14 protein-coding genes are annotated in these 18566 nt (G+C 63.8%); 8 read left to right on the top strand and 6 right to left on the bottom strand.

Translation table 11 applies throughout. The annotated features are described in order from the left end of the window. Positions 1 to 80: 80 nt before the first annotated feature. Genes AC1RJY_RS14945 through AC1RJY_RS14930 form a run of 4 tightly spaced genes read left to right on the top strand, consistent with a single transcriptional unit; the run spans position 81 to position 6344 of the window. A complete protein-coding gene (locus AC1RJY_RS14945; RefSeq protein WP_011775669.1) occupies positions 81 to 1415 on the top strand; it encodes an ABC transporter substrate-binding protein in 1335 nt (444 codons plus the stop codon). Then, the gene (locus AC1RJY_RS14940; protein WP_498602634.1) at positions 1412 to 2359 is read left to right on the top strand and encodes a carbohydrate ABC transporter permease; all 948 of its coding nucleotides are present in this window, start codon (positions 1412 to 1414) and stop codon (positions 2357 to 2359) included. The genes AC1RJY_RS14945 and AC1RJY_RS14940 overlap by 4 nt, the downstream gene beginning before the upstream one ends. Beyond that, complete coding sequence (locus tag AC1RJY_RS14935; RefSeq protein WP_011775671.1) at positions 2356 to 3270, top strand: carbohydrate ABC transporter permease; 915 nt, start codon at positions 2356 to 2358, stop codon at positions 3268 to 3270. Before AC1RJY_RS14940 ends, AC1RJY_RS14935 begins: the two co-directional genes overlap by 4 nt. Continuing rightward, positions 3270 to 6344: a glycoside hydrolase family 2 TIM barrel-domain containing protein gene (locus AC1RJY_RS14930; RefSeq protein WP_498602633.1), complete on the top strand. Its 3075-nt coding sequence runs from the start codon at positions 3270 to 3272 to the stop codon at positions 6342 to 6344. Before AC1RJY_RS14935 ends, AC1RJY_RS14930 begins: the two co-directional genes overlap by 1 nt. 74 nt (positions 6345 to 6418) lie before the next feature. On the opposite strand, the gene AC1RJY_RS14925 is transcribed toward AC1RJY_RS14930, so the two are convergent. Further along, positions 6419 to 7843 (bottom strand): MFS transporter, encoded by a 1425-nt coding sequence (locus AC1RJY_RS14925; protein ID WP_014922439.1) that lies wholly within the window; start codon positions 7841 to 7843, stop codon positions 6419 to 6421. Then, the gene (locus AC1RJY_RS14920) at positions 7840 to 8391 is read right to left on the bottom strand and encodes a winged helix-turn-helix transcriptional regulator (RefSeq protein ID WP_498602632.1); all 552 of its coding nucleotides are present in this window, start codon (positions 8389 to 8391) and stop codon (positions 7840 to 7842) included. The genes AC1RJY_RS14925 and AC1RJY_RS14920 overlap by 4 nt, the downstream gene beginning before the upstream one ends. A gap of 155 nt (positions 8392 to 8546) precedes the next feature. On the opposite strand from AC1RJY_RS14920, the gene AC1RJY_RS14915 reads away from it, so the two are divergent. Then, entirely contained in the window at positions 8547 to 10691 is a 2145-nt protein-coding gene (locus tag AC1RJY_RS14915; protein ID WP_498602631.1) for a phosphocholine-specific phospholipase C, read from the top strand. Positions 10692 to 10783: 92 nt separating this feature from the next. Here the strand turns inward: AC1RJY_RS14915 and AC1RJY_RS14910 are convergent, their stop codons facing one another. From AC1RJY_RS14910 to AC1RJY_RS14900, 3 genes are all read right to left on the bottom strand, one after another. Continuing rightward, complete coding sequence (locus tag AC1RJY_RS14910) at positions 10784 to 11947, bottom strand: cystathionine gamma-synthase (protein WP_498602630.1); 1164 nt, start codon at positions 11945 to 11947, stop codon at positions 10784 to 10786. Between the two features lie 61 nt (positions 11948 to 12008). Beyond that, positions 12009 to 13394, bottom strand: coding sequence for a cystathionine beta-synthase (locus AC1RJY_RS14905; protein WP_014922442.1), 1386 nt, complete (start codon positions 13392 to 13394; stop codon positions 12009 to 12011). A gap of 54 nt (positions 13395 to 13448) precedes the next feature. Further along, on the bottom strand, positions 13449 to 13841 hold the full coding sequence (locus AC1RJY_RS14900; RefSeq protein WP_011775677.1) for a VOC family protein: 393 nt from the start codon (positions 13839 to 13841) through the stop codon (positions 13449 to 13451). A 142-nt stretch (positions 13842 to 13983) separates the two neighbouring features. Between AC1RJY_RS14900 and AC1RJY_RS14895 the strand changes: the two genes are divergently transcribed. The 3 genes from AC1RJY_RS14895 to AC1RJY_RS14885 all read left to right on the top strand — a co-directional run bounded on the left by AC1RJY_RS14895 (position 13984) and on the right by AC1RJY_RS14885 (position 16839). After that, positions 13984 to 14955, top strand: coding sequence for a DNA-3-methyladenine glycosylase family protein (locus AC1RJY_RS14895; protein WP_011775678.1), 972 nt, complete (start codon positions 13984 to 13986; stop codon positions 14953 to 14955). 103 nt (positions 14956 to 15058) lie between these two features. After that, entirely contained in the window at positions 15059 to 16027 is a 969-nt protein-coding gene (locus AC1RJY_RS14890; RefSeq protein WP_374100528.1) for an ATP-binding cassette domain-containing protein, read from the top strand. Further along, on the top strand, positions 16027 to 16839 hold the full coding sequence (locus AC1RJY_RS14885; protein WP_210063507.1) for an ABC transporter permease: 813 nt from the start codon (positions 16027 to 16029) through the stop codon (positions 16837 to 16839). Before AC1RJY_RS14890 ends, AC1RJY_RS14885 begins: the two co-directional genes overlap by 1 nt. Here the strand turns inward: AC1RJY_RS14885 and AC1RJY_RS14880 are convergent, their stop codons facing one another. Beyond that, on the bottom strand, positions 16840 to 18516 hold the full coding sequence (locus AC1RJY_RS14880; protein WP_498602629.1) for an AMP-binding protein: 1677 nt from the start codon (positions 18514 to 18516) through the stop codon (positions 16840 to 16842). Between the last annotated feature and the right edge of the window lie 50 nt (positions 18517 to 18566).

Genomic DNA, 18566 nt, shown 5'->3' with positions numbered 1-18566 from the left:
CCGTTGTCACACTTGCCACGGCCGGACCTACGAATCCAAGCGCGCGGCATCGTCAACCTGACACGAAGAGGTGAAGGCTAATGACCCCATTCACGCGAAGACAACTCCTGGGCGCAGGCCTGGGAACAGCAGCCATGGGCCTGCTGACCGGGTGCGCAACTCCAGGAACACAGTCCGTCAACGCTGCGCCGACCATCCCCGCCGCCGGCGAGCCCGTGCGACTTACCTACTGGGCTTGGCTCAAGGATTTCCAGAAAGTTGCCGACGTCTGGAATGCAGCCAATCCGAACATCCACGTGGACGTGGTGTGGATTCCGGGCGGCAACTCCGGCGGATATCAGAAGCTCTACTCGGCCCTGGCAGCAGGAGGCGGACCGGACCTGGCCCAGGTGGAGTTCCGCTCCATCCCGGAGTTCATGCTCGTAAATGGCCTGGTTGATGTGTCCCGCTACGGCGCCGATGATCACGCCCACTTATACGACCCCACCTTGTGGAAGCAGGTCAGTTACACCGGGGGTGTCTACGGCATCCCCCAGGACGCCGGCCCCATGGGCATGTTCTACCAACCGGCCATCCTGGACAAGGTGGGCGGAGCCGCTCCTAAAACCTGGGACGAATGGGCTGCGCTGGCCGTCGAACTTCGCTCCGTGGACAGCTACCTGGACTGCTTCCCCATCAGTGACGCCTCTCCGTTTGCCTCTTTCGCGGCGCAGGCCGGCGCGCAGTGGCTGCGCCCCGAGGAAGACGGCTGGGTCATCAACATGACGGACGACGCCACGCTCAACACCGCGCGTTTCTTCGACAAAGCGATCGACGACGACCTCGTCACCACAGCGTACGGCGCCTTCTCCCCGGGCTGGTTTGCAGCTGCCAGCAAGGGCGGCATTGCCTCGACCATAACCGGCAGCTGGGGTGATGCTCTGGTTCAGGGTGTCAGCGGCTCCGAAGGAAAGTGGCTCGCAGCACCGATGCCCACCTGGGGTGATACTGGCTTCGGCTCAAGCTACCTCGGCGGTTCCACGGCAGCAGTCCTGGCCAACAGCAAACACCCCAAAGAAGCAGTCGAATTCGCTGTGTGGCTGACCACGTCCACAGAAGGAATCGACGCCCAGATCAAACACAGCGGCATCGGCTGGTCACCCAACCCCGATTTCATCGGCACGGAGCGGCAGCAACCCTCGGCATTTTTCGGCGGCCAACGCTACAACGAGGAAGTTTTCGTCCCCGCTACCAAACAGCAGAACCCTGACTGGTCCTGGTGGCCGGTAACCCAGCAGTCCTTCAACATCCTCAGCGACGGCTTCCGCAAGAAGGCCTTCGGGACCACATTGGTGGACTCCGTTGCTGATTCGGAGCAGCAGATCATGACCGTTTTCAAGAACAAGGGCCTCAGCATCCGGAAGGAAACGGCATGACGACCACCCGCACCGAACCCACCGTGCAGCGCCCCGCCGCACCAGGCCGCCCCGGCAAGCGAAACGGCGCTGCCGCACGCGCACCTTGGCTCCTGCTCGCCCCATTCCTGGGACTCTTCGTCCTCACCTTCCTGCTGCCCATTGTTGTGGCCATCATGTCCAGCTTCACCAAGGTGACCCGCAGCGGACTGTTCGGCGAGGCCGGGGTGACCAGCGAATTCGCAGGGTTCAGCAACTACGCCCAGGCCCTGGCCGACGGCAGCTTCGTGGCATCCATTGGCCGAATGCTGTTGTTCGGTGTGGTCCAGGTGCCCGTCATGATCGTCCTGTGCACCGCGTTGGCTCTCATGCTCGAATCGGCGTCGGCAAAATGGCCGGGCTTCTTCCGTGCCGCCTACTTCCTCCCCTACGGCGTACCGGGAGTTATCGCCACCATCCTCTGGTCCTTCCTGTACGTGCCCGGGCTCAGCCCGTTGTTTGACGTCGCGAAGGTTGTGGGCCTGACCCCGGATTTCCTCGGCGCGAACAGCGTGCTGTGGTCCATCGCGAACATCGTCACATGGAGTTACACGGGCTACAACATGCTGATTATCGTGGCCCAGCTGAAAGCCATCCCGGTGGAACTCTACGAGGCCGCCAAGGTGGATGGTGCCTCCACCTGGCGCGTTGCCCGGAGCATCCAACTCCCCCTGATCCGTCCGGCCCTCATGCTCACCACGGTGTTCTCCATCATCGGAACGCTGCAGCTCTTCGCTGAGGCCCAGGTCCTCAAGACGGTGGCGCCGGCAATCGACAGCCAATACACGCCGAACCTCAGCGCCTACACAACTGCTTTTGCCTACAACGACTACAACGTCGCGGCAGCCCAGTCGGTCATCATCGCCGTGGCCGCGTTTGCCCTTTCCTTCGCCTTCCTCGCACTGACGAACAGGAAGTCCTCATGACCGCCACAGCCACGAAGCCAACCACCACGCCCGTCCGCAGCAAAGCTTCGGCAGGCCCGGACCGCTCAGCCGGACGACGGCGGTCGTCCACCATCATTGTCACCGCACTGTTGGTGGTGGTCGCCTTGTACTTCCTGATCCCCGTGTATTGGGTCTTCGTTGCCTCCACGAAGTCCACGGAAGACCTCTTCTCCACCAATGGCTTCTGGTTCGCCCCCACGTTCTCTTTGTGGGAAAACATCGGCCGTGTGGTCAGCTACGACGACGGCATTTTTGGCCGTTGGTTCCTGAATTCGGCGATCTACGCCGGCGTCGGCGCGCTTCTGGCCACGTATTTTGCGGCGGCCGGTGGCTATGCCTTGGCCAAGTATGAGTTCAAGGGACGCAATCTGGTGTTCGGCACCATCCTGGGCGGCGTGCTGGTTCCCGGCACAGCCACGGCCTTGCCGCTTTTCCTGCTGTTCAGCCAGATGGGCCTGGCCAACACGTACTGGAGTGTCCTGCTCCCCTCGCTTGTCTCGCCGTTCGGCCTGTTCCTCTGCCGCATCTACGCCCAGGCCACTGTGGATACCTCGCTGATCGAGGCCGCCAGGATCGACGGCGCGGGAGAGCTCCGCATCTTCCACACCATTGGGCTCAAGGTTCTGACGCCGGCGCTGGTCACCGTGTTCCTGTTCCAGCTGGTGGGCATCTGGAACAACTACTTCCTGCCGCTGGTCATGCTGTCCGATTCCGAGCTTTACCCCATCACCCTCGGCCTGAACAACTGGCTCAGCCAGGTTGACCGTTTGCCCGAATTCTATGAACTGACTACCGGCGGCGTGCTGCTTTCCATTATTCCGCTCAGCATCGCCATGGTTGTCCTGCAGCGCTTCTGGCGCGGTGGACTGACAGAAGGAGCCGTTAAGTAATGACCATCAACTCCCACTACATCAAAGACACCGGTCCCGGCACCGGAAAGAGACTCCCGGCCCGTTCCTGGCTGCACACAGACGCGCCAACATCCTCCCTCAACGGCCAGTGGCGTTTCCGGCTTCTCCCCGGCGCTCCCGGAACCCCGGGCGGTCGCGGCGTCCTTCCCGCCGGTGAGGCCGTGGAAGGCGTCGCCGAGGAAGCCTTGGACGATTCCAGCTGGGAGCAGATCCCGGTTCCGGCGCACTGGGTCCTGGAGGGTGAGGGCCGCTACGGGCGCCCCATTTACACCAACGTCCAGTTCCCCTTCCCTACCGACGCACCACATGTCCCGGACCAGAACCCCACCGGCGACTACCGCCGAAGCTTCGATCTTCCCGGGGACTGGGACGACGCAGAGCGCATCGTGCTGAGGTTCGACGGCGTCGAATCCCGCTACAAGGTATGGCTTAACGGCAACGAAATCGGCGTGGGAACCGGTAGCCGGCTGGCCCAGGAATTCGACGTCACCGAGGCCGTGCGCCCCGGACATAACGTGCTGGCTGTCCGCGTCCACCAGTGGTCAGCCTCAAGCTACGTCGAGGACCAGGACCAATGGTGGATGCCGGGCATCTTCCGCGACGTCACGCTCCAGGCACGCCCCAAGAAGGGTCTCGATGACGTCTGGTTGCGTACGTCTTACACCGCCGGTTCAGGCGTCATTGACCCCGAGATCACGGCCGACGAGGCCGCCTACCCGGTTCGGCTGTCAGTTCCGGAACTCGACGTCGACGTCGTCTGGAACACCCCTGCCGACGTCGCCCCGGTGGCGATTACCGGCGTCGAACCTTGGTCCGCGGAGGTTCCACGCCTGTATAACGCAACAGTGGCAAGTGAAGGCGAGACCGTTTCGCTGCGCTTGGGTTTCCGAACGGTGGAGATCAAGGGTGACCAGTTCCTGGTGAACGGCCGCCGCGTGGTGTTCCACGGCGTGAACCGGCACGAGACACATCCGGACCGCGGGCGTGTGTTTGACGAGGACTTCGCCCGCGCAGACCTCGCCTTGATGAAGCAGTTCAACGTCAACGCGATCCGCACTAGCCACTACCCTCCGCATCCCCGTTTGCTGGACATCGCGGACGAGCTGGGCTTCTGGGTGATCCTGGAATGCGACCTGGAAACGCACGGCTTTGAACGGCACGGCTGGGTGGGCAATCCCAGCGACGATCCCGCGTGGCGTGAAGCTCTGGTTGACCGCATGGAGCGGACGGTGGAGAGGGACAAGAACCACCCGTCCATCGTCATGTGGTCGCTCGGCAACGAGTCCGGCACGGGCTCCAACCTCGCCGCGATGTCCGCATGGACGCACGCCCGCGACGCCGGCCGGCCCGTCCACTACGAGGGCGACTACACGGGTGCCTACACGGACGTTTACTCGCGGATGTACTCGTCGGTTCCGGAAACCGAGGCGATCGGTCGGGACGACTCCGGCTCGCTGCTGCTCGGCTGCTCCGCGGCGGAGTCCGCACGGCAGCGCAGCAAACCGTTCATCCTGTGCGAATACGTCCACGCCATGGGTAACGGTCCCGGCGCCATCGATCAGTACGAGGAGCTGGTGGACCGCTACCCGCGGCTACACGGAGGGTTCGTCTGGGAGTGGCGGGACCACGGCATCCGCACCACCACGGCCGACGGCACGGAGTTCTTCGCCTACGGCGGCGACTTCGGGGAGGTGGTCCACGACGGCAACTTCGTGATGGACGGCATGGTCCTGTCCGATTCCACGCCCAGCCCGGGGCTTTTCGAGTACAAGCAGATCGTCGCTCCCCTGCGTTTGGGCTTCAGCACTGAAACCCACGACGGCGGCACGCGCCGTTTCGTCTCCGTAGCCAACCTGCGGCACACGGCTGATGCATCGGACGTCGTACTGCGCTGGCGTACGGAAGTGGATGGCGTCCTTGGTTCCTCCGGAGAGCTCGACGTCGTGACTCAAGCAGGCGCGTCGCTCGCAGCAGGGGCCTCGGCGCTTGTCGAGTTGCCGGAGTTCGCTGTGGCCAGTGGCGAACACTGGCTGACCGTGGAGGCGGTGCTCCGCAAGGACACCGTATGGGCCGAAGCCGGGCATGTCATCTCTGCCGCGCAACTGGAACTGGAATCGCGTCCGCGCCTTGCAGTCCCGCGCCCCGTGGCATTCGTGGGGCAGGCCGCTTCATCGGGGGCCGGGACAGTATCGCTGGGCCCTGGCGTCTTCGAGGACGGCCGGCTGGTCTCGCTCGGCGGGCTTCCGGTGTCCGGGCCGCGGCTGGAGTTGTGGCGGGCCCCCACGGACAACGACGCCGGCGCCGGCCGCGGCAGCTACGACCTCGCAGATCCTTGGCTCAACAACGGCAACGGCACTCCCGCTCCGTCCATGGAAACTGTCTGGCGGGCCGCTGGATTGGACCGGCTCACGGCACGGGTAGAGAAAGTCTCAGCCAGTGACAGCGGCGTAGTGACCCGTACCCGATACGCCGCGGCCGACGCCGCACACTGGGTCTCTGTGGAGGAGACCTGGCAACTATCGGGCGGTGAGCTGTGGCTCCGCCTGGACATCGTTCCGAGCGCGGGATGGGACATCATCTGGCCCCGGGTCGGGGTGCGTTTTGACCTGCCCGGATCAGTGGACGGTGCGTCCTGGTTCGGCGCCGGCCCCCGTGAGTCGTACCCGGACAGCATGCACGCAACGCTTGTGGGCCGCTACGCAGCCGGCATCGATGAGCTTTCGGTGGAATACGCCAATCCGCAGGAATCGGGACACCGAAGTGCTGTCCGTTCCCTGGATCTTCACACGGCCGGCGCTCCTTGGCTGCAGCTCGATGCCGTCCCGGACTCCCGCGGTCGCCTGCCCGGTTTCACGCTCTCCCGGCACACAGCGCAGGAGATCTCGGCGGCCGCACACCCGCACGAATTGCCAACCAGTCAGGGCAGCTTCCTGTACCTCGATGCCTCCCAGCACGGGCTCGGGTCCAGGGCGTGCGGACCGGACGTCTGGCCGGAGTACGCGCTGCGTCCGGAAGCGCGAACGCTCACGTTCCGGATCAGCGAAACCAGCTAGGCTCCCCCGTTGCGGGGCCTGCTCTGCGCGCTTCCGAGCACGAATAGCGCGCAGAGCGGGCCACGCAACCGCCGTCAGGCAACCGCCACGGGCTCCTTCTTCGCTGCGTCCTTGCGGATGGTGGCGCTGATCACCGCGGCTACCGTGCACATGGCAGCTGCGCCCAGCCAAGCGTAGTTGTAGTGCCCGGTGGCATCGCGGATGAAGCCGGCCAGGAGTGCCGCCACGGCAGCCCCGAGCTGGTGGGCTGCGAATACCCAGCCGAACACCACGGAACCATCGGCACCGAATACCGAGCGGCAGATAGCTGCGGTGGGAGGGACGGTGGCAACCCAGTCGAGCCCGTAGACCACAACAAAGATGATCATGCTCGGCTCCACGGACGAGCCCAGCAGCAGCGGCAGCACCAGCAGTCCGATCCCCCTGAACTGGTAGTACACAGCAAGCAGCACTTTGGGGTTGAAACGGTCAGTCAGCCAACCCGACGCGATGGTCCCCACGATGTCGAAGATTCCGACGACGGCCAGCAAACCTGCCGCCGTGGTTTCGGGCATGCCGTGATCGTGCGCCGACGGAATGAAGTGCGTGCCGATCAGTCCGTTGGTGGTGGCTCCACAGATTGCGAAACCCGCAGCCAGCGCCCAGAACGTCCGGACTTTGCTGGCACGCTTGAGGACCTGCAGGGCACGGATCGCGGCGTTGGCGGAATCTCCTGAGCCTGGCGAGGCAACCACAGCGGCGGTCTTGCCTGGCGTCGTCGCGGTAGTTCCGGCGTCGGCGGCTTTGGTGCCAGGTTCATCTTTGGCGCCAGGTTCAGCAGCTGCAGCTTCTTCGGCACCGTAAGGCAACACCCCGACGTCGGCCGGTGAGTTCCGCAGCCAGCGCAGCACCAGCGGGACTACTGCGAGCGCACCCGCTGCGATGAGCAAAGATGCACCGCGCCAGCCCGGGTTCTGGGCAAGCGCCGCAATAAAGGGCAGGAACACCAACTGGCCGGCTGCACTACCGGCGGTCAGGATGCCGATCACCAGGCCACGGCTCTTGGCGAACCAGGTGTTGGCGATGGTCGCGGCGAAGACCAAGGCCATGGAACCGGTGCCCAGTCCAATGAGCAGCCCCCACGTGAGCAGGATCTGCCAGGACTGGTTCACGAAGACCGTCAGTGCTGAGCCGAGCCCGATCAGGCACAGAGCCAACGAGGTGACCTTGCGGATGCCGAAGCGTTCCATCAGGGCCGCGGCGAACGGAGCCGTCAAGCCGAACAGGACCAGGTTGATGCTGACGGCCAAGGACAGCACCGTGGTTGACCAGCCGAATTCCTCCTGCAGCGGGACCATGAGCACACCGGGGGCTGCACGGAATCCTGCCGCTCCAACCAAGGCAAGGAAGGCAACCGCGGCCACGATCCAGGCGGGGTGGAGGCGTGGGCGCTTGCCCGTCTTTACCGAAGGGGTCCGTGTTTCTTCGGGCGGGGTCCCTGTGACGTCGGGAGCGGTCATGCGGGGATCTCCATTTCGGGGGGAGCTGTTGTTCGGGTCTCAGCTGTTGTTCGGGTTTCAAGGGGTGCAACGGCGAGTGGGAGTGGATGGTCGCTGCGTGTGAAGCTGTGCCAGCTGGTGTTGGCCGCGGTGAGTCGGGTGCCGCAGTTGGTGCACGTGTCAGCAGACGACGTGGCTTGTCCGCAGTCCGTGTGAATGACACGCATATGCGAGACCTCGTTGGGAGCGTTCAGGTGTTTCTCGGCCCAGATGATGATGGCGTTCAGCACGGGCAGCGCGTCCTCGCCTTTGGGCGTGAGGACGTATTCCTGTCGTGTCCTGGCGCCGTCCTGGTACGGCCTCTGGGCGAGCAGTCCGGCGTCGAGGAGCCAACCCAAGCGTTTGCTCAGGACGTTGTCGGCCACTTCGAGGCGTTGCTTAATGGCGTCGAATCGGCCGTTGCCGAAGAAGATTTCGCGCAGGACCAGGCTTCCCCAAGGGTCGCCGAGGACATCCAGGCCACGGGCGAGGCTGCACGAGCGGGCGGACCAGTCGGAACGAAGAGGCATGCGCTCAAAAGTAGCTGACTTCTCTAAAGAAAGCTAGATGCTACTTCCACGGCCACCGAACGACACACCCCTCTGGTTTGCCGCAGTGTCATCAGCGGTTCACCCTCCATGCCTACGCTTGCCCAGTCAACTCTGACCACGAAAGGCACCCCTGAATGTCATCGAACAACCCTGAATTGGTGAATCGTTCAACCAATAGGAGCGGCGGTCTTTCCCGTCGCCGCTTCCTCGGTACCGCGGCTGCAGCGACGGCGCTTGCGGCCACGGGATCCCTGCTGCCACCCTCAGTGCAGGCTGCGATGGCCAAGCCGGTCCCGCCGGGTAGCCTACAGTCCATCAAGCACGTGATTGTGCTGATGCAGGAAAACCGGTCCTTCGACCACTACTTCGGCTCGCTCCGAGGCGTCCGGGGATACGGCGATAAGTCCTTCACTCGGCTACCCAACGGCAAGTCGATGTTCGAACAGCCCCGCGCGACCGGGGAGACCGTACTGCCGTTCTCACTTCGCAAGGCCGCGGAACTGGCCGGCCGGCCGGGCTCCGACATCCAGTACCTGGGCGATCTGGACCACTCCTTCAACGGCACCACGACGGCATGGAACAACGGCTGGTGTGACAAATGGATTCCCGCGAAGAGCGCCTCCACCATGACCTTCTACGAGCGCCAGGACATCCCTCTGCAGTACGAGCTTGCAGATACGTTCACCATCTGCGACGCCTACCACTGCTCCGTTAACGGCTCCACCAATCCCAACCGCAACTACCTCTGGAGCGGAACCACGGGCAACGAGCCGGGCAGCACCAAGCGCGCCGTGACCAACGCGGCCTATGGCTACGATCACGGCGGCTACGGCTGGACCACCTACCCTGAGCGCCTGGAACAGTCAGGCGTCTCGTGGAAGATCTACCAGGACTGGGACAACTTCACCGATAACGCAGTGGAGTACTTCCAAACATTCAAAGCGATCGGACGCAAGATGCTCGCATCGGTGGAGGGAAACCTTCGCACCACCGAGGAGTTCTACGACCAGCTCTCCGGGAAATCCCCTGCCGAACAGGATCGCCTCCTCGCCCAGCTGGAGCAGGGCCGCGCCGCCCTCACGGATACCGAGAGGGCGCTCTTCGACAAAGCCATGTGGCGAGGGCGTCCCGACACCCTCCTGGAGCGCCTCAGCGCAGACATCACCGGCGGTACTTTGCCGCAGGTCAGCTGGCTGGTGCCGTCCGCGGCCGATTCCGAGCACCCTGGCGCCTCCACCCCGGTGGGCAGTGCCAACTTCGTCTACCGACTCCTGGACACTGTGGCCAGCAACCCGGACACCTGGGACAGCACCGCCATCTTCCTGAACTTCGACGAGAATGACGGCTACTTCGACCACGTCCCACCGCCCGTCCAGCCGCGACCAACGTCAGGCGAGTCCACTGACTGGACCACGGCGCGGCCCATTGGCCTGGGGCCCCGGGTGCCCATGACCGTCGTTTCACCATGGACCGTGGGCGGCTATGTAAGCTCCGAAATTTTCGACCACACCTCGGTGCTCCGCTTCCTGGAACGCTGGACGGGCGTGGAGGAACCGAACATCTCGCCGTGGCGCAGGGAAGTCTGCGGTGACCTGACGGGCGTCTTCAACTTCGCTTCGCCCGGCACTCCGCCGACGCTGGACCACCCGGCCGCTGTTCCCGCCAAGATCAGCCGCTGGCGCCCGAATCCCCCGGCCGTCCAGGTAGCTCCCCTCCAGGAACAAGGAACCCGTCCGGCCCGCCCTCTCCCCTACAGGCCGCAGGTCTCGGCCAAGGTTCAGCGCGGAAGCATTGCCCTGGCATTGGCTAACAGCGGCACCAGCTCCACGCACTTCACCATCTACGGCTACGCGGGGGAGGTCACCGAGCCACGGCACGCCGATGTCCTCGGCAACCAGACCGTGGACCTCCCCGTCGCAGCTTCCGGCGCCTTCGACGTCGTCGTCACCGGCCCTAACCGGTACCAGTACGAACTGAAGGGCACGACGGCGGGCGCAGCGTCCGGCGTCGACGTCACCGTGAACGGTCGCCGCGGCAACAAGGCCGTGGAGCTGGAAGTGCGGAATAACGGCACCGAACCCGTGACCCTGAAGCTGGAGTCACTGCAGTACGCGGACAGCCAGGACAACGTGAAGCTCAAGCCGGGGCACACTAAGAAGATCGGCTGGGAAACCCTGAACGGTTGGTACGACCTGGAAGTCACGTCTGCCGAAGACACCACGTTCCGCCGCCGCCTGACCGGCCGTGAAGAAGACGGACGCGAAGGAATCTCCGGCTAGCCAAGAGGACCGGCATGAAGAAATCCGGCCCTTGTCCGCCCCACTCGCCGTAGAGCGGTGAGGAGAGCGGACAAGGGCCGGATTCGTTGGTGCTAGCCGATCTTGGCGAAAGCCTGTTCCAGGTCTGCGATCAGGTCTTCGGCTTCTTCGATGCCGCAGGACAGACGCAACAGGTTGACTGGAACAGCCAACTCGGTACCCTTCACCGAAGCGTGGGTCATCTCCGAGGGGTAGTTCATGAGGGACTCAATGCCGCCCAGGGACTCCGCAAGCGTGAACACCGACGTCGATTCAGCAACGGTGCGTGCCGCGGCCTCGCCGCCCTTGAACTGCACGGACACCATGCCGCCGAACTTCTTCATCTGCTTGGCGGCGAGCCCGTGCCCGGGGTGGTCCGGGAGGCCCGGGTACAGCACGGCTTCAACCTCGGGACGCTGCAGCAGCCATTCAGCCACAGCCTGGCCGTTCTCGCTGTGGCGGTCCATGCGGACGCCCAAAGTCTTCAAACCACGGGTGGTCAGGAAGGCGTCCATCGGGCCGGACACGGCGCCCACGGCGAACTGGATGAACCCGATCTTCTCGGCAAGCTCAGCGTCCTTGACCACAATGGCACCGCCAACCACATCGGAGTGGCCGCCGATGTACTTCGTAGTGGAGTGGACCACAACATCGGCACCCAAGGCGAGCGGGGTCTGCAAGTAGGGGGACGCGAAAGTGTTGTCCACCACCAGAAGGGCACCGGCGTCGTGCGCTACGGCGGCGAGTGCCTCGATGTCCGTGATCTTCATCATCGGGTTGGACGGCGTCTCCACCCACACGATGCGCGTTTTGTTGGCTGCAACAGCGGAGGCTACGGCGTCGAGGTCGGCCATGTCCACGGGAGTGTTGCCGATGCCCCAGTCGCCCAGGACGCGGTTGATGAGGCGGTAGGTGCCACCGTAGGCGTCGTTGCCCAGCACGATGTGGTCGCCGGGGCGCGCGATGGCACGGATCAGGGAATCCTCGGCTGCGAGGCCCGAACCAAAGGAGAACGCAGCGGTACCGCCTTCGAGGGCGGCGAGCTGCTCCTGGAGGGCGTCGCGAGTCGGGTTGCCGCCGCGGCCGTATTCATATCCTGAGCGCAGGTTCCCGATGCCATCCTGCGCGTATGTAGAGCTGAAGTGCAGCGGGGGCACCACAGCACCGGTCACCGGCTCGAAGGCCTGTCCGGCGTGGACGGCGCGCGTGTTGAACCCGGCGTTGTTGCTGGCAGACATGGAAGCTCCTCTAGGTTCGTTCAAGGTTGGTTCGGTTGAATGTTTGATCAAGCGCGCGGGCTTAGTTGCTCAAGTACGCCAGGAGGTCATGGCGCGTCAGGATGCCCACCGGAGCACCCAAGAAGGTCACCATGACGGTATCGACGTCGGATAGCAGCTCCCGCGCGGCGGAAATGGTTTCCAGGGAGCCGATCACGGGGAGCCGGTCCCCCATGTGTTCGGAGATCTTGTCTGACAGCTTGGCTTCGCCACGGAACAGTTTGCTGGTGAGGCTCCGCTCGTCCACGGCTCCCATGACCTCGCCCATCACCACGGGCGGCTCCTGTGAAAGGACCGGGATGTGGGAGACGCCGAACTCGTTCATGATGTTGATGACATCGCGGACGGTCTCGTTCGGGTGGATGTGCACCAGGTCCGGCATCTCGCCGGTCTTGGACTTGAGGACCTCGCCCACGGACGCCTCTTCGCCGCCGGAAAGGAAGCCATAGGAACGCATCCACTGGTCGTTGAAAATCTTGGCGAGGTAGCCGCGGCCGGAATCCGGCAGGATCACCACTACGACGGCGGATTCGTCCAGGTCCTTGGCTGCCTGCAGTGCGGCAACCACGGCCATCCCCGAGGAACCGCCCACCAGGAGACCCTCTTCCCGCGCGAGGCGACGGGTCATTGAGAAGGAGTCAGCGTCGGATACGGCGATGACGTCGTCCGGTACGGAGGGATCGTAGTTGTCGGGCCACATGTCCTCGCCGACGCCCTCAACGAAATACGGCCTGCCGGTGCCGCCTGAGTAGACCGAACCTTCCGGATCGGCGCCGATGACCTTGACCCGGCCGCCGTCGGACTCTGCGCGGTCAGCGGAAACCTGCTTGAGGAAGCGGCCGGTGCCGGTGATGGTGCCACCGGTTCCGGCGCCGATGACCACATGCGTGACCCTGCCGTCGGTGTCCTGCCAGATTTCCGGACCCGTCGATTCGAAGTGGCTGCCGGGGGCGGCAGGGTTGGAGAACTGGTCCGGCTTGAAGGCGCCCGGGATTTCCCTGACCAGTCGGTCGGAAACGCCGTAGTAGCTCTGCGGGCTGTCGGGAGGCACAGACGTGGGCGTCACCACAACCTCGGCACCGTAGGCCTGCAGGACTGCGCGCTTGTCCTCGCCCACTTTGTCCGGCACCACGAAAACGCACTTATAGCCCTTTTGCTGGGCCACGAGCGCCAGGCCCACTCCGGTGTTGCCCGAGGTGGGCTCAACGATGGTTCCGCCGGGCTTGAGCCTGCCGTCCTTTTCCGCTTCTTCGATCATCTTCACGGCGATCCGGTCCTTGATGGATCCGCCGGGGTTGACGTATTCGAGCTTCACGAGGACGGTGGCTTTGATCCCCTCCGTGACGTGGTTGAGCTTGATGAGCGGCGTATTGCCGATGAGGTCCAACACGGACTGGGCGTACTTCATAGGTACAAAGTTACCGCGTGGTCGCTATGGGACTTGACCCGAGTCAGTCCGGGCTCAGGTCCCTGCGGAGGTGTCGTTCTGCCACACACCCAAAACATTGCCCTCGGTGTCCTTGAAGTAGGCGTACCAGCCCATGGTGGGTACAGCGTCCTTGGCCTGGACCACACTGCCACCTGCCGACTCGATCTGTCCGAGCGCAGCATCAATATCGTCCACATCGATGGTGAGGATGGGGGTCTTCAGATTATCCGTGCGCGGGAACAGGGCTCCGTTGATGGCTCCGGGTTCCTTGGGCGTACCCGTTTGCTCATCCGAAGGTGCCGTAAGGGCGATGGTGTAGTCCATCCCCTGCATAGGGCTCAGGTTCCAGCCGAACGCACTCTCGTAGAAAGTGTTGGCCCTGTCTGTGTTGTCCGTCGGAATCTCGAAATGCACTATGGCGGCCATGATTCGCGCTCCTTGTTCCTGGGATTTGTCCTGGGATATGGCGCGGCCCACCCACGCCACATCACGGAGTCTAGACCCGGCCGGCGCCTGCCGTAAGGGGTTCTGTCTGCAGATTGTCAGCCGGGCGTGGGACCATAAAAACATGACCATCGCAGACGCCCCGCCCGTTGTTGCGGCCGCGGCGGATGCGGCCGTCCGGTGGCATCCGGGCGGTTCCTTCCGCCTGGACCAGACCATGTTTCCGCTCATGCGCGGCAACGCGGATCCGTCCTTCGCAGCGCACACCAGCGGATTTTGGATGGCTTTCACTACTCCTTCCGGCCCGGTGACCCTCCGCCTCTCGGGAGGTGGCCTGGGGGTGGATTCCTTCGTGGACGCCCAGGCATGGGGACCCGGAGCGGAGGACGCCGTGGCCGGCGTGCCCAGGCTGCTGGGCGCCGAGGACGATTGGTCGTCTTTCGACGAGCCTGCCTTCCATGCCACTCTTCCGCGGCTGGTTACAGAGGCACGACGCCGGAACCTGGCTCTGCGGCTGCCCTCCACCGGGCGGGTGGTTGATTCCTTGGTGCCCACCATTTTGGAGCAAAAGGTCACCACCTTGGAGGCAAGGCGCGGCTACCGGTATTTGATGTACCGCTTCGGAACGCCTGCCCCGGGCAAGGCCCCTGCCGGGCTCCTCGTTCCTCCCACCGCCAGGCAGTGGCTGTCCGTCCCTTCGTGGGAGTGGCACAAGGCCGGGGTTGGACCACAACGATCGGCCACAGTCATGCGGGCGCTGCAATCCGCCGTCGCGCTTGAACGTCTTGCTGAGCTGGACCCGGCGAAGGCCGGCGCCAAACTGCAGACCATTCCGGGCATCGGCATCTGGACCGCCGCTGAAGTTGTCCAACGGACCCACGGCTGCCCTGATTCGATTTCCGTGGGCGACTACCACCTGGCCGCCTATGTGGGGTACGCCCTGACTGGGCAAAAAACAGACGACGCCGGCATGATCGAGTTGCTGGAACCGTGGCGCGGTCAGAGGCAGCGACTGGTCCGCATGCTGTATTTGAGCGGCTTCCGCAAACCCACGTTCGGGCCGCGCATGACTGTTCAGGATCACCGCGGACACTGAGTTTTTATTGCGGACGGGAGCTGTCCGCAGGGGCATGGACGGTCATTTCCGGCGGGTATACCGTGGCGCTTAGGAGCCATCACAAGCCGTCCCTGGAGTGACCGTGATCCACACCAACAAGCTCACTAAGACCTTCACCGTTAAGAAGGAAACCGTCGAGGCCGTGAAGGGCGTGGACATCCACGTCGCCCCGGGCGAACTGGTTGCCTTCCTTGGCCCGAACGGCGCCGGCAAGTCCACCACCCTGCGGATGCTGACCACTTTGTTGAAACCAACGTCGGGATCGGCCACTGTGGCCGGCGTCGACGTCGAAAAGGACCCCGCCGGCGTGCGTGCCCGGATCGGTTACATCGGCCAAGGCAATGGCGGCGGGCACAGCTACCGGGTGATCGACGAACTGATCATGCAGGGCCGCTTCTACGGTATGAACACCACAGACGCCAAAGCCCGCGCCGAGACCCTCATGGCATCTTTAGACCTCAGCGACCTGGCCAAGCGCACAGTAATCAAACTTTCCGGCGGGCAACGACGACGCATGGACGTGGCCCTCGGGCTGATGCACTCCCCTGGCTTGCTGTTCCTCGATGAACCTTCCACCGGCATGGATCCACAGAACCGTGCAAACCTCTGGGAGCACATCATGCGCATGCGCGAGGAACACGGGACCACCATTGTGCTGACCACCCATTACATGGATGAGGCCGACTCCATGTCCGAGCGCGTGATCGTGATCGACCACGGGACCATCATCGCCGACGACACCGCCTCACGGCTCAAAGCGAACCTCGCCGGTGACCTCCTGGCAGTGGAGGTCGCCGCCGGTTCGGCGTCGGAAGTGCGTGGCCTGCTGGGCCGCGCCGCCGCCGAGGGCGACATGGAGGAAAACGCGTACGACGGCGTGGTCCGCTTCCGCCTCCGGCTGGCCCAAGGCGCCCAACTGGCTCCCGGGTTGCTGAAGGAAATGCACGACGCCGGCGCTCCCGCCCAGTCACTGGAGTTGAAACCGCCCACGCTGGACGACGTTTTCCTGGAATTGACCGGCCGCAGCCTGCGGGAAGGAGCTGAAGTCTGATGATCGAACAAGCCGTTGCCCCGGGTGTCACTGCCCAAAAACGCGGACCGCGCAGCGTAGTGACCGATACATGGTTCGTGTTCTGGCGCGAGATGCTGCTGCCGATGCGGGATCCGTTCTCACTGATCTTCTCCCTCATCCAACCGCTGGTGTTCCTGGGTTTGTTTGGGCCGTTGCTGGGCTCTGCAGTAGGTGCTCCGGCCTTCGGTGGGCAGTCCACGCTGCAATGGTTCCTTCCCGGAGTGGTGGTGATGATCGCACTGTTCGGCACCTCCATGACCGGTTCAAACCTGCAGTACGAACTCATGACCGGTTCCTATGAAAGGATCCTGGCCACACCACTGTCCCGTTCCTCGCTGATGATTGGCAGGGCGCTGAAGGAGTGGGCTCCCCTGGTGTTGCAAGGCTTGCTGATCTCCGTGGTCTGCATCCCCTTTGGTTTCGTTTTCTACCCCTTGCACGTGGTGTTGGGGCTGGTGATCCTGGGCGTCTTCGGCATTGGGCTGGGGGCTTTGTCCTATGCACTGGCCTTGGTCTCGCAGAACAAGGAATGGATCTTCTGGGGCGTGCAGCAAACCCTGCTGTTCCCGCTGATGATCCTGTCCGGCATCATGCTCCCCATTGAGGCCGGTCCGGGGTGGATGAAGGTGGCCAGCCTGTTCAATCCGCTGACCTACTTGGTCAATGCTGAACGGGAGTTGTTTGCCGGGCGCATCGGCATGGACACGCTGTGGGGACTCGTGGCCGCAGTGGTGACGGCCGCCGTCGGACTTGTAGTGGGTATCCGGACCATCAGCCGCAACACGAACTAGTTAGAGGTGGAGCCGGGAGACCGCTTCCTGCCGCATGTCCACCTTCCGCACCTTGCCGGACACCGTCATGGGGAAGGACTCGCGGACGTCAACGTAGCGCGGGATTTTGTAGTGGGCCAGCTTTCCGCGACAGTACTCCGCCAGCTCCTCGGCGGTCAGGGCAGGAGACCCGGGCTTGAGAATGATGCACGCCATCAGTTCTTCGCCGTACTTCTCGTCCGGGACGCCGATGACCTGCACATCCTGGATGGACGGGTGGAGGTACAGGAATTCCTCGATCTCGCGCGGGTAGATGTTCTCCCCGCCGCGGATCACCATGTCCTTGATGCGGCCCTCGATCACCAGGTAGCCGTCCTCATCCATGCGGGCAAGGTCACCGGTGTGCATCCAGCCTTCGGCGTCGATCGCCTCCGCGGTTTTGTCCGGTTGGCCCCAGTAGCCCTGCATCACCGAGTAGCCCCGTGTGCAGAGCTCGCCGATGACACCGCGCTCCACAACTTCCATGGAGCCGGGGTCAATAATGCGGCTCTCAAGGTGCGGCATGGTCCGGCCTACCGTGCTGGTCCGCTGCTCCAGCGTGTCCCCCGCACGGGTCATGGTGGACACGGGCGAGGTCTCCGTCATGCCGTAGCAAATGGCAACATCCACCATGTGCATCTCATCGATGACCCGGCGCATCACTTCGATGGGACACAGGGAACCGGCCATCACTCCTGTCCGCAGCGTGGAGAGATCGTAGGAAGCGAAATCCGGTAACGCGAGCTCAGCGATGAACATGGTGGGCACGCCGTACAACGATGTCCCGCCGAAGTCCTGCACCGCTTCCAACGCCGCCGACGCGTTGAACCCGCGGCCCGGAATGATGGTGGCCGCACCGAAACTCAGCGCGTTGAGATTCCCGATCACCATGCCGAAGCAGTGGTAGAACGGTACCGGGATCACCACCCGGTCATGTTCGGTGTAGTTCAGGAGCCGGCCGATCGAATGACCGTTGTTGAGGATGTTGTGGTGCGTCAGGGTGGCCCCCTTGGGGAACCCCGTGGTGCCCGAGGTGTACTGCAGGTTGATGGGATCGTACGGGTCAAGTTCGCCCATGCGGTCCCGCAGGGCTGAAGTCCCGACGCCGTCCGCCCGGGTCAGGAGTTCGGCATACGTGAGTTCATGGTCGACTTCCGGGACGCCCAAGGTGAGGCCCAGTTCCGGCGCCCCCGGAAGGAAGACGATCTCCCGGAGCTCGGGACAGTTGCTGGCCGCATCCCTGGCCATGCCCACATAGTCGCTGTTCTTGTCGCTTGGTGCGGCCACCAGCATTCTCATGCCGTTCTGCTTCACCACGAACTCCAGCTCGTGAGTCCTGTACGCCGGGTTCACGTTGACCAGCACAGCGCCGATCTTGGCCGTGGCGTACTGAAGGATGGTCCACTCGGCACAGTTGGGACTCCAGATGCCGATCCTCTCACCCTTGGCCACGCCCATGGCGAGCAGCGCGCGGGCGAGGCGATCGACGTCGTCGTTCAGCTTCTGGTAGCTCCACCTGCGGGCGTCACCGCCTGGAGTAGCAGCGGCCTCGATCAGCGCATCCCGCAAGGGAAACCGGGACGCGATGCGCTCAAAATTAGCGCCAATGGTCTCTTCGAGCAGCGGGACGTCAGTGTCTCCGGCGGTATAGGACAACATGACGGAACGCTACCAAGGGACTGCTCGCAACAGAACCGTAACCACCTCCA

The sequence above is a fragment of the Arthrobacter sp. GW822-FHT05G07 genome, from assembly GCF_058799755.1.
The sequence above is the reverse complement of the archived record's forward strand: the minus strand, read 5'-3'. Positions and strand labels throughout refer to the sequence as shown.

Excerpts from the sequence above, each read along its gene's own strand:
- AC1RJY_RS14920 (WP_498602632.1), bottom strand. The coding sequence starts at position 8,391 with ATGCCTCTTCGTTCCGACTGGTCCGCCCGCTCGTGCAGCCTCGCCCGT.
- AC1RJY_RS14900 (WP_011775677.1), bottom strand. The coding sequence starts at position 13,841 with ATGGCCGCCATAGTGCATTTCGAGATTCCGACGGACAACACAGACAGG.
- AC1RJY_RS14895 (WP_011775678.1), top strand. The coding sequence starts at position 13,984 with ATGACCATCGCAGACGCCCCGCCCGTTGTTGCGGCCGCGGCGGATGCG.
- AC1RJY_RS14935 (WP_011775671.1), top strand. The coding sequence starts at position 2,356 with ATGACCGCCACAGCCACGAAGCCAACCACCACGCCCGTCCGCAGCAAA.
- AC1RJY_RS14930 (WP_498602633.1), top strand. The coding sequence starts at position 3,270 with ATGACCATCAACTCCCACTACATCAAAGACACCGGTCCCGGCACCGGA.
- AC1RJY_RS14915 (WP_498602631.1), top strand. The coding sequence starts at position 8,547 with ATGTCATCGAACAACCCTGAATTGGTGAATCGTTCAACCAATAGGAGC.
- AC1RJY_RS14940 (WP_498602634.1), top strand. The coding sequence starts at position 1,412 with ATGACGACCACCCGCACCGAACCCACCGTGCAGCGCCCCGCCGCACCA.
- AC1RJY_RS14885 (WP_210063507.1), top strand. The coding sequence starts at position 16,027 with ATGATCGAACAAGCCGTTGCCCCGGGTGTCACTGCCCAAAAACGCGGA.
- AC1RJY_RS14905 (WP_014922442.1), bottom strand. The coding sequence starts at position 13,394 with ATGAAGTACGCCCAGTCCGTGTTGGACCTCATCGGCAATACGCCGCTC.
- AC1RJY_RS14945 (WP_011775669.1), top strand. The coding sequence starts at position 81 with ATGACCCCATTCACGCGAAGACAACTCCTGGGCGCAGGCCTGGGAACA.
- AC1RJY_RS14910 (WP_498602630.1), bottom strand. The coding sequence starts at position 11,947 with ATGTCTGCCAGCAACAACGCCGGGTTCAACACGCGCGCCGTCCACGCC.
- AC1RJY_RS14880 (WP_498602629.1), bottom strand. The coding sequence starts at position 18,516 with ATGTTGTCCTATACCGCCGGAGACACTGACGTCCCGCTGCTCGAAGAG.
- AC1RJY_RS14925 (WP_014922439.1), bottom strand. The coding sequence starts at position 7,843 with ATGACCGCTCCCGACGTCACAGGGACCCCGCCCGAAGAAACACGGACC.